The 15,057-nt window shown below is 68.2% G+C and carries 16 protein-coding genes and 1 tRNA gene; 10 read left to right on the top strand and 7 right to left on the bottom strand.

Going from position 1 to position 15,057, the window contains the following annotated elements; genetic code table 11:
• The first annotated feature begins 107 nt into the window (after positions 1 to 107).
• From ABDZ81_RS05010 to ABDZ81_RS05040, 7 genes are all read left to right on the top strand, one after another.
• Positions 108 to 1,247 (top strand): ABC transporter substrate-binding protein, encoded by a 1,140-nt coding sequence (locus ABDZ81_RS05010; protein ID WP_343772783.1) that lies wholly within the window; start codon positions 108 to 110, stop codon positions 1,245 to 1,247.
• Between the two features lie 67 nt (positions 1,248 to 1,314).
• The gene (locus ABDZ81_RS05015; RefSeq protein ID WP_343772784.1) at positions 1,315 to 1,596 is read left to right on the top strand and encodes a DUF3006 family protein; all 282 of its coding nucleotides are present in this window, start codon (positions 1,315 to 1,317) and stop codon (positions 1,594 to 1,596) included.
• Positions 1,597 to 1,742: 146 nt separating this feature from the next.
• Positions 1,743 to 2,867: a FecCD family ABC transporter permease gene (locus ABDZ81_RS05020; protein WP_343772785.1), complete on the top strand. Its 1,125-nt coding sequence runs from the start codon at positions 1,743 to 1,745 to the stop codon at positions 2,865 to 2,867.
• Positions 2,867 to 3,736, top strand: a complete 870-nt coding sequence (locus tag ABDZ81_RS05025; protein WP_343772786.1) for an ABC transporter ATP-binding protein — start codon at positions 2,867 to 2,869, stop codon at positions 3,734 to 3,736. Before ABDZ81_RS05020 ends, ABDZ81_RS05025 begins: the two co-directional genes overlap by 1 nt.
• A 53-nt stretch (positions 3,737 to 3,789) precedes the next feature.
• Positions 3,790 to 4,899, top strand: a complete 1,110-nt coding sequence (locus ABDZ81_RS05030) for an ABC transporter substrate-binding protein (RefSeq protein WP_343772787.1) — start codon at positions 3,790 to 3,792, stop codon at positions 4,897 to 4,899.
• A 118-nt stretch (positions 4,900 to 5,017) separates the two neighbouring features.
• Positions 5,018 to 6,130 carry an ABC transporter substrate-binding protein gene (locus ABDZ81_RS05035; RefSeq protein ID WP_343772789.1) on the top strand — a complete coding sequence of 371 codons (1,113 nt, stop codon included), beginning with the start codon at positions 5,018 to 5,020 and terminating at the stop codon, positions 6,128 to 6,130.
• Positions 6,127 to 7,152 (top strand): FAD-dependent oxidoreductase, encoded by a 1,026-nt coding sequence (locus tag ABDZ81_RS05040; protein ID WP_343772790.1) that lies wholly within the window; start codon positions 6,127 to 6,129, stop codon positions 7,150 to 7,152. The genes ABDZ81_RS05035 and ABDZ81_RS05040 overlap by 4 nt, the downstream gene beginning before the upstream one ends.
• Before the next feature lie 23 nt (positions 7,153 to 7,175).
• Here ABDZ81_RS05040 and ABDZ81_RS05045 read toward each other — a convergent pair whose 3' ends face one another.
• The 3 genes from ABDZ81_RS05045 to carA form a co-directional block, all read right to left on the bottom strand.
• Positions 7,176 to 7,493: a hypothetical protein gene (locus ABDZ81_RS05045; RefSeq protein ID WP_343772791.1), complete on the bottom strand. Its 318-nt coding sequence runs from the start codon at positions 7,491 to 7,493 to the stop codon at positions 7,176 to 7,178.
• A 133-nt stretch (positions 7,494 to 7,626) separates the two neighbouring features.
• Positions 7,627 to 7,860 (bottom strand): hypothetical protein, encoded by a 234-nt coding sequence (locus ABDZ81_RS05050; RefSeq protein ID WP_343772793.1) that lies wholly within the window; start codon positions 7,858 to 7,860, stop codon positions 7,627 to 7,629.
• 94 nt (positions 7,861 to 7,954) lie between these two features.
• On the bottom strand, positions 7,955 to 9,037 hold the full coding sequence (gene carA, locus ABDZ81_RS05055) for a glutamine-hydrolyzing carbamoyl-phosphate synthase small subunit (RefSeq protein WP_343772795.1): 1,083 nt from the start codon (positions 9,035 to 9,037) through the stop codon (positions 7,955 to 7,957).
• 106 nt (positions 9,038 to 9,143) lie between these two features.
• On the opposite strand from carA, the gene ABDZ81_RS05060 reads away from it, so the two are divergent.
• Positions 9,144 to 9,554, top strand: coding sequence for an Lrp/AsnC family transcriptional regulator (locus ABDZ81_RS05060; RefSeq protein WP_343772796.1), 411 nt, complete (start codon positions 9,144 to 9,146; stop codon positions 9,552 to 9,554).
• Between the two features lie 32 nt (positions 9,555 to 9,586).
• Here the strand turns inward: ABDZ81_RS05060 and ABDZ81_RS05065 are convergent, their stop codons facing one another.
• Together ABDZ81_RS05065 and ABDZ81_RS05070 are read right to left on the bottom strand one after the other, a co-directional pair.
• The gene (locus tag ABDZ81_RS05065; RefSeq protein WP_343772797.1) at positions 9,587 to 10,288 is read right to left on the bottom strand and encodes a CehA/McbA family metallohydrolase; all 702 of its coding nucleotides are present in this window, start codon (positions 10,286 to 10,288) and stop codon (positions 9,587 to 9,589) included.
• Between the two features lie 133 nt (positions 10,289 to 10,421).
• Positions 10,422 to 11,510 (bottom strand): AI-2E family transporter, encoded by a 1,089-nt coding sequence (locus ABDZ81_RS05070; RefSeq protein WP_343772798.1) that lies wholly within the window; start codon positions 11,508 to 11,510, stop codon positions 10,422 to 10,424.
• A 135-nt stretch (positions 11,511 to 11,645) separates the two neighbouring features.
• Between ABDZ81_RS05070 and ABDZ81_RS05075 the strand changes: the two genes are divergently transcribed.
• Both ABDZ81_RS05075 and ABDZ81_RS05080 read left to right on the top strand, forming a co-directional pair.
• Positions 11,646 to 11,876 carry an Lrp/AsnC ligand binding domain-containing protein gene (locus ABDZ81_RS05075; protein ID WP_343772799.1) on the top strand — a complete coding sequence of 77 codons (231 nt, stop codon included), beginning with the start codon at positions 11,646 to 11,648 and terminating at the stop codon, positions 11,874 to 11,876.
• A gap of 84 nt (positions 11,877 to 11,960) precedes the next feature.
• A complete protein-coding gene (locus ABDZ81_RS05080) occupies positions 11,961 to 12,314 on the top strand; it encodes a DUF2892 domain-containing protein (RefSeq protein ID WP_343772801.1) in 354 nt (117 codons plus the stop codon).
• Positions 12,315 to 12,323: 9 nt separating this feature from the next.
• Here ABDZ81_RS05080 and ABDZ81_RS05085 read toward each other — a convergent pair whose 3' ends face one another.
• Positions 12,324 to 14,558, bottom strand: a complete 2,235-nt coding sequence (locus ABDZ81_RS05085; RefSeq protein ID WP_343772802.1) for a hybrid sensor histidine kinase/response regulator — start codon at positions 14,556 to 14,558, stop codon at positions 12,324 to 12,326.
• 341 nt (positions 14,559 to 14,899) lie between these two features.
• A tRNA-Phe gene (locus ABDZ81_RS05090) sits at positions 14,900 to 14,973 on the bottom strand.
• Positions 14,974 to 15,057: the final 84 nt, after the last annotated feature.

Here is a 15,057-nt window from a genome sequence, read left to right on the forward strand (position 1 = left end):
GTTCCCTATCGGTCACCACGCCGTCGCTCGTCGCCCGCCGATCGAGGCGGACGCCGCCGCCGGCATCGCGCGCTGGTCGCCTGCGGCCCCGCGGAGGTGCTGACGCCGTGGCGAACGAGCGAGTCGTGAGCCGGCGGGACTTCCTGCGGGCGAGCGCGGTCGTCTCAGTCGCGGGCGCGCTGGCCAGCGGGACGGGATCGATCGAGCGGTCGGGACCGCCCAAGGACACCAAAACCGACCGAGAGCCCTACGAAGTGACGATGGAGCCGGTCGGGACGGTGGAGTTCGACGCGGTGCCAGAACGGTGGGTCGCCTACGCGCCGGGGTACGCCGACATGGGCGTCGCGCTCGGTCTCGCGGACGATCTGGCGGCCGTCGGCGACTGGGGCCGGTACGGCGCCGACCGGTACGACGAGCTGGACGGCGTCGGGTTCGACGACCGGCCCGCGACGCTGGACGGGGACGACCCGGCCGACCGCAGGACGTTTCGCGAGCTCGGCGCTGACGTCCATCTGGCCGATCCCAACCAGCTGGTGTACGCGTCGGCGTTCGATCTCAACGCTGCCGACGTCGGGGAGATCGCCGAAAATATCGGGCCGATCGTCGGGAACGCGAACCGCCGGCGGAGCCAGCCCTGGCACAGCTATCGGTACTACGCGCTGTACGAGGCGTTCGAGAAGGTCGCCGCGGTGTTTCGCCGGCGGGAACGGTACGAGGCGTTCGCAGCGTTCCACGAGGAGTGGCTCGCCGAGCTACAGGCCGAGCTCCCGCCGGCCAGCGAGCGGCCCGACGCGCTGCTCGTCCGGCCCAAGGAGACCGGCAGGTTCGCGCCGCTGCGGATCGCCGACCGCGGGACGAGCACGAAGCAGTGGCGGGATCTGGGCGTCGGCGACGCGCTCGCGGACCTCAGCGCCGACGAGTTGCCGACCGCGCCGGACGGGACCGTCGGTTACGCGACGATCCGGAGCGTCGATCCGGACGTGCTCCTCGTCCGCGGGCACGAGGATCTCGACCGCGCGGCGTTCGAGGAGGCCGTCGTCGCGCCCATGCGCGACCACGACGTCGGCGGGACGATCGACGCGGTGCGAGAGCGCCGAGTGTTCAGCGGCGGCCCGAGACACCAGGGGCCGATCCTGAACCTGTTCGCCACCGAGCGCGCGGCCCGAGCGATCTACCCGGACGTCTTCGACGGTCGGTCGCTGTTCGACCGCGACCGCGTCGCGCGCATCGTCGCCGGCGAGGAGTGAGCGGCTGCGGAACAGGACACCCCCGGCCGCCCAAAGACCGAAGCGGCTGCGACGCGGGACTTCGAACGTGATCGAGGACGGTCGGTACGCTGCGACGATCGACGAGATCGAGGACGAGCGAGCGACGGTGCTGCTCGAAGCCGACGGCGAGCAGCTCGCCGAGCTGGTCGTCCGGACGGCCGACCTGCCGACCGACGAGGAAGGCGCCGTGCTCCGCGTCGAGATCAAGGACGGCGAACTCGTGGACGCCAGCGAGGACGCCGAGACGACCGCGGCGCGGCGCCGCCGTCGCCGCGCGCGGTTCGACGAGCTGGCCGAGCGGCCGCCGGGACGCGACGAGGACGCCTGATATTTAGAATTCTACGACGGAGAACGGCTATACTCTCGATGAGCGTGGTCGAGGTCCCCCGGCCGTCTACGTCCGTGCGCCGGAGAGCCCCGCACCGGTTTCGGATCGAAACGCCTAACTCCCTGTTTAGGCAAACCTAAATCCACATGGGAGAATCGCACGCGTCGACCGCTCGCGCGGCGACCCGGGAGCGGCAAGGATGGTTCACGCCGACGCTCGTCGCGTTCTGTCTGGCGTGTACGGCGCTCACCGTGCTCGGCGGGCTCGTGCAGGTGACCTTCGGCTCGTACGAGATGACGATCGTGCAGGCCTGGAAGACGGTGTTCGACCCGCACGTCGTGTTCAACCTCCACGCCTGGAACGCGTTCCTGTTCGGCGCCGAGCTACCCGAGATGAGCACCGCGAGCGTCGTCGTCTGGAACCTCCGCCTGCCGCGGGTGTTCGTCGGGATCATCGCCGGCGCCGTGCTGGCGATCTCGGGGGCGATCTTCCAGGCCGTGACGCGCAACGAGCTGGCGAGCCCGTTCGTGCTCGGCGTGAGCTCGGGCGCCGGCTTCGCGGTGCTGCTGACGCTCGTGATCTTCAGCGGTCTGGCGCCGTTCCTGCCGTTTCTCGCGGCGGCGGGCGGGGCGATCGCCTTCCTGATCGTGTACGCCATCGCCTGGAAGGGCGGGACGAGCCCCGTGCGGCTCGTGCTGGCTGGCGTGATCGTCAACATGGTGTTCCAGTCGCTGCAGAACGCGCTGTTCTTTTTCGCCGACGATCTCGGCGTCGTCCAGACGGCGATCGCCTGGACGACCGGCTCGCTCACCGGCACGGGCTGGGAGGAGGTGCGGATCGCGATCCTGCCGGCCGTCTTCGCGATCGCCGTGGCGCTGGCGGGCGCCCGCCAGCTCAACGTCTTGCTGCTGGGCGAGCGCACCGCCCAGTCGCTGGGGATGCGCGTCGAGCGCGTCCGGTTCCTGCTGTCGGGCGTCGCCATTCTGGCGGCCAGCGCCGCGATCGCGGTGGCGGGCATCGTCGGCTTCTTCGGCCTCGTGGTGCCCCACATCGTCCGGAACGTCGTGGGAAGCGACTACCGCCGGCTGATGGTCGGCTGCCTGTTCGCCGGCCCGGCGCTGATGGTCGTCGCCGACGTCGGCGCGCGGCTGTTCTTCCCCGTCGTGATGAACTCGCCCAAGCAGATGCCGGTCGGCGTCGTCACGGGGCTGGTCGGCGGGCCGTACTTCCTGTACCTGATGCGGAAACAGCAATCCATGGGTGAACTCTGATGACGCGAACCGACGCCGACGCGAAGTCCGAGGACGTCGAGCGCGACCGGATCACCGACGGCGACGGCGCGGTCGTCGACAGCGCGCTCGTCGGCGACGGGCTCGAACTGAGCTACCCGACCAGCGACGGCACGGTCGTCGACTGCGCCCGCCTGGACATCCCCGAGGGCGCGGTGACGGCGCTGGTCGGCCCGAACGGCAGCGGCAAGAGCACGCTGCTGAAGGCGCTCTCGGACCACCTCGCGCCGGACGCGGGCGACGTGCTGATCCGCGGGAAGGACATCGACTCGTTCGACAAGAAGGAACTGGCACGCGAGCTCGGCGTGCTCTCCCAGGAGAACGACTCGCTGGAGAGCATCACCGTCGAGGACCTGACCTACCACGGCCGGTACCCGCACCGCGGCTTCTTCGACGAGACCGACGCGGAGGATCGCGAGGCCGTCGAGCGCGCCCTGGAGATGGCGGGCGTCGAGCACCTCCGGGACGCCGAGCTCGGGCAGCTCTCGGGCGGCCAGAAGCAACTCGCCTGGATCGCGATGGTGCTGGCCCAGGACACCGACGTCCTCCTGCTCGACGAGCCGACGACGTTCCTCGACCTGTACCACCAGTTCCGGGTGCTGGAGACGGTGCGCCAGCTCAACGAGCAACAGGACGTCACCGTCGCGGTCGTGCTCCACGACATCGCGCAGGCCGCCCGGTTCGCGGACTACCTCGTCGCCATGCACGACGGCGAGCTGTACGACTGGGGGCCGCCGGAGGACGTCGTGACCGAGCAGCTGCTCGCGGACGTGTTCGGCGTCGAAGCTACGGTGAAGCACGAGCCCGAGCTGCAGGTGCTGCCCCACCGCGCGCTACCCGACGAGCAGTAGCGAGGCTTCGCGTTTCGGAACATTTTTGCTTTTTTAGGCTAACCTAAAAACCGATGACCGATCGAAGCGGATCGACGAGGCGGAACGTACTGAAAGCGAGCGCCGTCGGCGGCGTCGGCGCCCTCGCAGGCTGTCTGGCCTCGCCGGAGTCCGGCGACGACGAGGTAACCCACACCGTGACGATGGAGCCGGTCGGCGAGGTCGAGTTCACCGGCGTCCCCGAGGTCTGGGCCGCGAACAACGGGAGCTGGGCCGACATGGGGATCGCGCTGGGCCAGGATCCCCCGGCGTCAGCGTGGCTCCCCAGCCGATACCACACTCACTACTACGACGAGATCCCCGGGCTCAGCGTCGACAAGAGCGACATGGTCCGGCTGTCCGACGACGGCGTCGACGCCGAGAAGTTCTACGAGATCGACGCCGACGTCCACGTCATCGACCCGAACTTCCTGACGGGCCGGTGGTCCGACAGCTGGAGCGAGGAGGACATCGAGGAGGTCGAGGAGACGACCGGCGGCCCCTTCTTCGGCAACAGCATCTTCTCGACGGGGTACACCTGGCACGAGGACTACCCGTACCTCTCGCTGTACGAGGCGTTCGAGAAGCTCTCCGAGGTGTTCCAGGAGCAGGAGCGCTACGAGGCGTTCGCCGAGCACCACGAGCAGTTCCAGTCGAACGTCGAGGACGCCGTCCCGCCGGAGGGCGAGCGGCCCGCCGTCGCGGTCATGTGGGCCGCGGGGAACGACCCCGACGCGTTCTCGCCGTACCTGATCGGCGAGGGGACGAGCTTCAAGCAGTGGCGCGATCTGAAGGTCCGCGACGCGTTCGCCGAAACGAACGTTCGGGACTTCCACGACACCCGCGGTCAGGTCGACTACGAGACGCTGCTGGAGATCGACCCCGACGTCCTGCTGTTCCGCGGCCACGAGACCCAGACCGAAGCGGAGTTCCGGAACACGCTGGTCGCGAACATGGAGGCCAACGACACCGCTCAGGAGCTGACGGCCGTCCAGAACGGCGACGTCTACCGCGGCGGCCCGCTGTACCAGGGCCCGATCACGAACATGGTCGTGACCGAACGCGCGGCCGGGCAGCTCTACGGCGTCGAGGAGGAGCTGTACGATCGCGAGCGCGTCGCCGAGATCGTCGAGGGCGACTTCTAACTCGGCGTCCGCGGTCGGTCGGCGGCCGCGGCGTTCCCGCCGACCGACGGGATCGGACCGCCGGTCGACGGCGGATCGCATCGGAACGCTTTTTAATTTTTAGGTTAGCCTAAAACCCATGGCTAGAGAAAGCACCACGACCAGACGCGCGATACTCGGAACGGGCGCGGCGCTCGCGGCCGGAGCGACGGCGGGTTGCACGACGTACGGCGGGCCGAGCGCCGACGACGGCGGCGACGATAGCTACTCGGTGACGATGGAACCGGTCGGCACGGTCGAGTTCGACGCGGTGCCCGAGACGTGGTTCCCCTACACGGGCGACTACGCCGACATGGGCGTCGCGCTGGGCCAGGCAGACGGACTCGCGGCCATCGGCGTCGCCGCGCGGTACGGCGCACACCTCTACGACGAGCTCCCCGGCGTCGGCGTCGACACGTCGGCGCTCACCGAACTGTACCAGGACGGCACCGACCCGGAGATCTTCCACGAACTCGGCGCCGACGTCCACCTGATCGATCCGAACTTCATGCAGAACCGGCTCCAGTGGGACCGGAGCGACGTCGAGGAGGTCGAGAACACGACCGGACCGTTCGTCGGCAACACGATCTTCTCCCGGGTGTACGACTGGCACGACTACGCCGACTACTCGCTGTACGAGGCGTTCGAGAAGGTCGCGCAGGTGTTCCAGGAGCAGGCACGCTACGAGGCGTTCAAAGCGTACCACGACGAGGTGATCGGAGACGTCCGCTCGCGACTCCCCGAAGACCGACCGGACGTCGCGGTGCTGTACCCGGCGGAGGTGCCCCCTGAGTCGTTCTACCCCTACCTGATCGGCGACGGTACTCAGTCGAAGCACTGGAACGATCTGGGCGTCGGCGACGCGCTGGCCGCCCACGACGTCACGGACGCCCAGGCCGGCGGCGGCACGATCGACTACGAGACGCTGCTGGAGGTCGATCCGGACGTGCTGGCTGTCAGGCTCCAGGGCGAGATCACGCCCGAGTACTTCGAGGAGAACGTCGCCGCGCCGATCCGCGACCACGACGTCGCGAGCGAGCTGCGGGCGGTCCGGAACGATCGGATCGTCTACGGCGGCCTGACCTACCAGGGGCCGATCATCAACCTGTTCCAGACCGAACGAGCGGCACAGGGACTCTATCCCGACGAGTTCGGCGGCGAACGGCTGTTCGACCGCGAGCGCGTCGCCGAAATCGTCAACGGAAACCTATGAGCGAGGGGCGCGACGACGAGGTCGATGCGGGCACCGACGTCGACGCCGACGCGACCGGCGGGACAGACGTCGAGACGGCGAACAACGTCGAGGCGGCGATCGACGCCACTCGCGACGTCGTCGTGATCGGCGGCGGCCCGGCGGGCTGCTCGGCCGCGGTGTTCGTCGCCCGGTACGGCCTCGACGCGGTCGTGTTCGACCGCGGGCCGGCGGCGCTGCGCCGGTGCGCGTACCTCGAAAACTACCTCGGCTTCCCCGCGGGGATCGACGTGGACACGTTCCACGAGCTGATACACGAGCACGTCGAGCGGGCGGGCTGTGCGCTCCGCTCGGAGCTGGTCGAGGCCGTCGAGCGAGTCGAGGACGACGGCCCGACACCGGACGACGCCCGGTTCGTCGTCGAGACCGACGAGGGGCGCCGCGTCGCCGCGGCGTACGTGATCGCCGCGGCGTGGTACGACGGGTCGTACCTCCGCACGCTGGACGACGACGCGATGTTCGAGGAGCACGAACACCACGGCGAACTCGAGGAGCGGTTCGATCCCGAGTACCCCGACGAGGACGGCCGGACGCCGTTCGAGGGGCTGTACGTGGCCTCGCCCGCAGGCCAGCGCAGCGCCCAGGCGATCGTCGCGGCGGGCAACGGCGCCCACGTCGCGCGCTGTCTGCTCGAGGACCACCGCATCGCGCGGGGGTATCCCGAGGGCGTCGCGACGGAGTACGACTGGCTGCGACGGGACGGCGAGTTCTCCGGCGAGTGGGCCGAGCGGGACCGCTGGCGCGAGTGGTTCGAGAACGAGGCCGGCGAGGACCACGATCTCGACGACGATCGCCTAGAAGAGTTGCGGGAGCGCTACATCGACCGCGCGTTCGAGACGCGCCTCACGGACGCCGAGGCCGAGTCGCGAGCGGACGGCGGCGTCGAGCGGCTGGTCGACGTTCTCGGGCCCGAACGCGTGCTCGACGCCATCGACGACGCGACGATCGAGAAGTACGCCGAGGGAAGTCGGGACGCGCGGTGAAACGTCGGGATGGCCGGCCGCAGTTACAGGCCGTCCGCGGAGCCCCGCCAGCCGTCTGAGCGCTCGAACGCTTCGATCTCCCGTTCGAGGTCGATCCTCGCGATGCCGTAGTACCGCTCCCGGCCCGCCGGCGTCTTGCAGCGCAGGATCGCCGTGTCGGGTGTCGCCTCGAAGATCGTAACGACGCGCCCGCTGGCGTGTTCCCACTCGCCCAGCGTTGCCGCGTCGTCGGTGTTCCGTTCGCCGAGTCGCCAGCTCATCGGGTTGGCCGTGTCCAGCGAGACCGGGAGGGGTCGACCGAGAGTGCAGCGTCCGGTCGGGGCCGGTGCGCGTTGCGACATACGTTCACGTACCGTTCCACCCATTATATTCGTGATGGTTCGGCGCCGCGCCGGGCGCGGGTCGTCGTGCTGGCGTCTACTGCGCCGACTCGACTGCGCTCGTCGACGCCGCTGCGAACGTCACGCCGCGGCTCTACGCGGTCGCGTTGCCCGCACCGAGATCGCTCGCGCTGTGGAGGAACACGTCGAGGTCGACGTGGGACTCTCGGCCGGCGCGCCGGGCGGTCTCCGGATCCGAACAGACGCGGACGTAGTCGGTCAGGAAGCTCCGGGGCGTGGCGCCGAACGCGCCCTCGTACCGGTCGCCCATCTCGACGGTGGTCGTCGCGCTGTAGGGCGCGCCGCAGTTGGGGCAGGCGTCGGTCATAGCACGACGGACTAGCCGCTCGGGACACTTCTGGATGACGGCGAGATGTCGGTCGGCGGGAAAACTGCGAAAATCGAACGGACGCCGACGGCGCTCAGTCGTCGGCCGTGACGGTCGTCTGGGTCGCGGCGGAGTCGGTCATCGCGAGCACGTCGTCGAAGAAGTCGAGCGAGTCGTTCGGGCCGGGGTTGGCCTCGGGGTGGTACTGGCGCGTGATGATGTCCAGCTCGTCGTTGTCGAGCCCTTCGGGCGTGTCGTCGTTGACGTTAAACTGAGTGACCTCCAGCGTCTCGCCGGGCTCGTCGACGGTGTAGCCGTGGTTCTGGGTCGTCATGACGACCTGGTTGGTGCGGACGTCCATGACGGGCTGGTTGACGCCGCGGTGGCCGAAGTCCATCTTCTCGGTGGTGCCGCCCAGCGCCTCGGCGACGATCTGCTGGCCGAGACAGATGCCCGCGAGGGGAACCTCACCGGCGAAGTGGTCGACCAGCTCGATCGTCGCCTCGAAGTTCGCGGGGTCGCCGGGGCCGTTCGAGATAAAGAGGACGTCGGTGTCGTAGCTCTCGACGTCCTCGACCGACGCGTCGTGGGGCAGCACGTCGACGTCGGCGCCGCGCTCGTTGAGCGAGTCGACGATCGAGCCCTTCGCGCCGCAGTCGATCAGCGTGACCGAGGCGTCGACGCCGCCCTCGGCGCCCTCGTGGTGTTCGGGCTCGTCGACGCTGACCTGCTCGCCGATCTCGGTGTGCTCGCTCATCCCCTTGCAGGCGTCGAGTTCGTCGAGCGCGTCCTGCTCGGTGACGTCCTCGCCGACGGCGATGCCACATTTCATGGCGCCGCCCTCGCGGATGTCGGTCACGAGGTCGCGGGTGTCGAGATGGTCGACCGCGGGGGTGTCTTCCTCGTCGAGCCACTCGACGACCTCGTCGGTGAGCTCGCGGGCGACGACGGCGTTGGGGTGGACCCGATCGGACTCGAAGCGGTCCTCCCGGACGCCGTAGTTGCCGATCAGCGGGTACGAGAACGTCAGGACCTGCTCCTCGTAGGAGGGGTCGGTCAGGCTCTCCTCGTAGCCCGTGTACGCTGTGGTGAAAACGAGTTCGCCGCGTGTACTTCCCGGAACGCGACCACGGGCTTCGACCACGTGACCGCCCTCGAGCGCTACGTAGGCATCCATCGTTACGATATGCGTATGCCCTTCCGGTGCATAAAGCTTGCTTTCGAAGTGAAGTTACGAATTTCGTAACGGGTAAGTGGCCCCCCGGCGTAGCACCGGCCATCCGATGGACGACCTCGATCAGCAGATCCTGAACGTGCTGCGGCGGGACGCCCGGACGCCGTACACCGAAATCGCCGAGCAGGTCGGGACCTCCGAGGGCACGGTCAGGAACCGCGTCGAGCGGATGACCGAGGAGGGCGTCATCGACCGCTTTACCGTCTCGACGCGGACGGGCAACGTCAAGGCGATGGTCGAGGTCAGCGTCGCGGTCGACGTCGACACGACCGCGGTGTCCGAGCAGATGGCCGAGTGGCAGCTCGTCGACTTCGTCTGGCAGGTCAGCGGCGAGGAGGACGTCGTGCTGATCGTCGACGCCGCGGACACGCAGGCGCTCAACGAGCTGATCACGAAGGCCCGCGAGCTCGAGGACGTCGTGAGCACGAAGACGCGGCTGATTCTGGACGAGCAGCGCTGATCGCGGTCCGGACCCCGCTCTCCCGGCGAGCCTCACTCCTCGGGCGGGACGCCGAAGCCCGGCGTCGTCACCTCCGGGCGCTCGAAGTGGCCCTTCTGCCCGTGGACGAACCGGTACCCCTTGCGGATCGCCCGATGGGGGAGCCAGTCGTCGACCCGGGCCTCGACGCGGCCGTCCCGGATCGCCGCGACGACGCTCTCGGGCGTCAGCTCCTCGGCGTCGATCGCGGTGTGGGCCCGCCCGACCTCGATCGGGTAGTGGGCGTCGCTGCCGCCCACGAGCGGCAAGTCGAGGTCGTCGGCCAGCTCGCGCACCCAGTCGCTGGTCCGGGGGTGCTTGCCGTTGATCTCGACGGCGTCGAACCCGGCGTCGGCTTCGCGCAGGCTGCTGTCCCGGAACGGGTGGGCCAGGATCGCCGCGCAGTTCCGATCGTGAGCCAACTCGACGGTCTCGGTCGGCGTCAGTTCTCCCTGCTCGGTCTCGACGGGCGGGTCGGGGCCGACGATCAGCACGTGGCCGTCGCTGGTCGTCACCTCGATGCCCGGCAACACCGACACCGAGTTTCGATCCTCGAAGGGCGTGTAGTAGTCGTGGTTCGTCGTCGCGAGGCCGTCGAGCCCTCGCGCGGCGGCCGTCCGGGTGAGCAACTCGACGCCGACCGGGTCGAACAGGTCGCCGAGGCGACGCCGGCCGTGGAAAAAGCGCGTGTGCGAGTGGAGGTCGACCGCGAGCATGCGTCCGTATACGACCGCGAGGGGGTTGTGAGTTGGGCCTAAACAGCGCATCGCGGCGGCGAGGGGACGCCGCTTCGCGGTCAGCCGTCGGCGCTGGGGCGCCCCACGCTCGGCCGCGAGCGCCGCCCCCTCGTCACCGATGCAGGTACTCGCCGGCCAGCCACGGAAAGACCTGCTCGCCGAAGTGGACAGCCGCGACGACGACGATCGGGCCGAAGAACAACCCCCACCAGCCGAACGTCAGCGCCCCGAGGAAGTAGCCCAGCATCACGAGACCGATGTGGAGCGTGTTGCGTCCGGAGAGGTACGGCCGGATCACGACGTCGGGGATCGTGTCGACGATGACGGCCGAAACCGCCAGGAATGCGACCGGGTGCCAGATCGGCGTCGCCGTCGTCACGGCGAGGACGCCGAGGTAGGCGGCGTAGGGCAGGTAGACGATCTTCATGCCGACGACCGGGATGAGTGTCCCGATCCCGATGAGCGCGCCGAGCAACACCGGCGTCCCGACGACGGCTCTGCGCGGCGCGACCAGGTTGAACGCGAAGTAGATGATCGACGCCTGGATCGCCGTGAACACGATGAAGGCGAGGTTGTTGAAAAAGACCGTCTCGAGGTCGTCGTCCACGCTCTCGACGAACGAGACGATCCGCTCGTCGCGATCGACGGCGTCGACGAACCAGTTCCGGAGCTTGTGGCCGTCTCGGAGCAGGTAAAACAGGAAGATGAGCATCAGGACGACTCTGGTGAGCACGCCGAACAACACTCCCAGAACGCTCGCGAACCGGGTGAACAGGTCCCGGAGCGCGGCACTGACCGTCGATCCTTGCAAGCGGCCCTGGCCGGTGAGCGCGTCTCTGATCTGCTGGACCTCGCCCTGCCGGGCGTACTCGATGTACGGCTGGAAGTACGGGCGGAACGCGGAGAGAACGCCGCCAGAGAGGAGTCGATCGACCTCGTTGACCAGCAGAAATCCGGCGTACCCGATCACCAGCAGCATCGGCACCACAAGCACGAGCAGCGTGAGCGTAACGGCGACGTTCGGGTAGTCCGTGCGCGCCTCGATCCGCCGGTAGATCGGTCGAACCGCGTAGTAGATGAATATCGCCGAGACGAGCGCGCCGATGTAACTGTACAGCGCGAGGCCGACCAGCGCCGCCAGCGCGAGGCCGATCACCAGCCAGAGAACTCTTTCGGCGCCGGTGTCGCCGATGACGCCCATACGTCACGTTCGACGACCGACGGGAAAACCGCTGGCCTGATTCGGCGTCGTGACGCAGGGGCGTCTAGGTTCCGAAGGCGGCCGACAGCAGACGTCGGAGGGGTGTTTTCACGGCGGAGCGCGAAGTACGACGCGATGGTCAGGGCGTACGCGATGATCGACACCGGGGAGGGCACGTCGCCGGCACTGTGCGAGCGGATCCGAACGTTCGACGGCGTCACCGAGGCCCACGTCGTCGCGGGCGATTTCGACATCGTCGTCGAACTCGAAGGAGATCGTCCCTACGACCTCCAGCGGATCCTGACGAGGGAGATACGAGCGCTGGACGGCGTCGGCACGACGCGGACGTACGTCGTCCTGGAGTGATCCGCGCCGCCTCGACGGGTGACGACAGCGCCGCGCGTTGTCGCGACGGTGACCTTCAAGAGTGCGGAGCCCATCCGTTCGGATATGGAACTGCAGACCGTCGTCGACGATCGCAGCCGACTCGCTCGCATAGTCGCCGCCGGCGCGCTGGCGGTCGCGGCGATCGGCTCGCTCAGAAACGGAAAGCGGCTGCGCGGCGCGCTGGCGGGCGCCGGCGCGGTCGTGCTCGGCTACAAGGCGGTCGACAGCGGCGACGAGCTAACCGAACTCGACGTCGACGCGATCGGCGCGACCGACGAGGAGGAATCGACCGAATCCGAGACGACCGACGAGACGGCGAAGCTCCACTGTGCGGCCTGCGGCGAGCCGATCGTCGTCGGACAGGCGCGCGGCCCGAACGCGAACGACGAGATCGTCCACGAAGCCTGCGAGAACTGACCGAGCGAGTTAGCCCACCTGGCGCTCTACCTCGGCGTCGGTGATCTCGAAGCGGGCGCCGCCATCACTTCCGTCGGTCGCGGTGATGTCCCACCCGTGAGCGACCGCGAGCTGTTTCACGCTCGCCAATCCGAACCCGTGGCTGCCCTCGCGCGTCGAGTACCCCGCCTCGAACACGCGGTTTCGGTCGTCGATAGGAATCCCCGGGCCGTCGTCCTCGACGTAGAACCCGTCCGCGAGCGCGCCGGCCGTCACCGTCACCTCGGCCCCGGCGTGCTCGAGCGCGTTCGCGAACAGGTTCTCGACCAGTCGCTTGAGCGCCTCGGCGTCGGCGCGGATCGAGCCGTCGGTCTCGATCCGCAAGGTCGCGTCGCCCGTCTCCAGGGTCTCCCAGACCGACCGCAGACAGTCCCCGAGCCCGACCGCCGTCGGCTCGTCGACGAGCTCCCCTTTCCGCATCGCGCTCGAGAGGTTGTCGACGAGCTCTTCGAGGCGATCGAGCGCTGCCGTCGCCTGGTCGAGATGGTCCGTGTCGCCCGTTTCCCGGGCCAGTTGGAGCCGCCCGCGAACCGTGGTCAGCGGCGTCCGGAAGTCGTGGGACAGCACGCCGCCGAAGTGCTCGAACTGCGCCAGCTGCCGGTCGAGCTGGCGCTCCAGGCGTTTCCGGTCGGTGACGTCCTGCTGGAACCCCACGTAGTTAGTCACGTCGCCGGCGTCGTCCCGGATCGGCGTGATCGACACGCGGTTCCAGAACTCGGTGCCGTCCTTCCGGTAGTTCCGTAGTTCGACGGTCGTCCCCGCCCCGGCCTCGATGGCGGCGGCCAGTTCGCGGACCGGTTCCGGTCGGGTCGCCTCGCCCTGCAGAAACCGACAGTTGTGCCCGAGGATCTCCTCCCGCGAGTAGCCGGTCAGCCTGACGAACGCCTCGTTGGCGTAGACGAGCGGGACGTCATCCGACGGCGGCCCGCTGATCGTTATCCCGACGGGCACCTCGTCGATCGCCCGTTCGAGGAGCCGATCGTCGATACCGTCGTCCGCAGCGAGGACGTCGCCATCGTCGGCGCCTCGGCGGCGCCGGTCGGTCAGGTCGCGCGTGACTTTCAGGAACCCCTGATGGCAGCCGTTGTCGTCGCAAACGGCGGTAATCACGACGTTCGCCCAGAACGTCGAGCCGTCCTTGCGGACCCGCCAGCCTTCGTCCTCGACCGATCCCTCTTCGCGCGCGGTCGCCAGGAGCTCCTCGGGATACCCCTGTTCGGCCTTCGCGTCGGGATAGAACGTCGAGAGGTGTTCGCCGACTATTTCGTCCGCACTGTACCCCTTCAGCCGTTCGGCGCCGCGGTTCCAGCTGGTGACTCGGCCCTCCGTGTCGAGCGCGAAGATGGCGTACTCCTCGACCGCGTCGACGAACTGCTCGAAGTGTCGACGCTGGCGTTCGAGCGTCCGCTCCATCGCCTTCGCCTCGCTGACGTCCTGGATGAAACACAGCAGCGTCCCCTCGCTGCAGTACGCGAGCGCGTGACTGACGATTAACTCGGTGCCGTCCTTTCGGCGGTGGACGCTCTCGCCGGTCCACTTGCCGTCGGCGGGGACCGACGGCAGGATCTCGTCGTACACCTGCTCGACGCCGTCGTCGGGGTACAGCACCTTCCAGTGTTCGCCGATCAGCTCCTCGCGGTCGTAGCCGTACGCGTCGGCGTACGCCGGGTTGACGTAGAGGAATTTCCCGTCCTCGTCCAGAAACGAGATGCCCTCCCGCGCCGTCTCGATCGCCTGGAATCCCCGCTCGACTTCTCTGGTGGCGCGATGCTGCTCGACGGCGTTGCGGACCCGGTTCGCCAGCACCGCGTACTGGTCAGTGCCGCCGCCCTTCTGCAGGTAGTCGGTGACGCCCGCCGAGATCGCCTCGCTGGCGATCTCCTCGCTTCCCTTGCCGGTGTAGAGGATGAAGGGGAGCTCCGGGTGCTCCTCGCGAACGGCGTCGAGAAACTCTAGGCCGTCCGTGCGAGGCAGGTCGTAGTCGCTGACGACGCAGTCGACGTCGGCGCGCCCGAGCCGCTCGATCCCGTCCACCGCGCTGGTCTCGGTGAGCACCTCCATCGAATCGCTCTCCCGCTCGAGATAGGTCGCAACGAGGTCGGCGAACCCGGGATCGTCGTCGACGTGGAGGACGGTGAGCGCGTCCGGAGCGGTCAGGCGCTCTATACTGGCCTGAGGCGAGTGATCGGCCGAAAACGACGCCATAGCCAATTCCTAGGAACTTCACAATAATAATTATTTATAATGCGTCACGGTTGTGAGGACATGGAAACAAGATCATGACGGCCGTTCGCCGCACGGCGACGACACCGCTCGACCCCGCCTCGACCCGGCGATGAAACGCCTCGCTAGGCGGGGGTGCTCAGAGGAGTGCCGCCTCCCGGTCACGAGGAGGCGAGCAGATGAACTGCTCGCTGAGTTCGCCGCAAAAGTATGCCGCCTCCCGGATTTGAACCGGAGGAAGACTCACTTCGTTCGTCTTCCAGGGCTCAGATCCAGTCGGCGTCGTTTCTTCGGCTACTCACTTCGTTCGTAGCCTCAGAATATGCCGCCTCCCGGATTTGAACCGGGGACAGCTCGATCTTCAGTCGAGTGCTCTCCCAGTCTGAGCTAAGGCGGCGCGCCGCGTGGCGTACTCCCTACTCGGTCGATGGGAGAAAAAAGGATTTCGATACGGAGCCGACGCCGTACCGTGGTACGGCGC

The organism is Natronoarchaeum mannanilyticum (assembly GCF_039522665.1).
In the GTDB taxonomy this organism is placed as follows: Archaea; Halobacteriota; Halobacteria; order Halobacteriales; family Natronoarchaeaceae; genus Natronoarchaeum; species Natronoarchaeum mannanilyticum.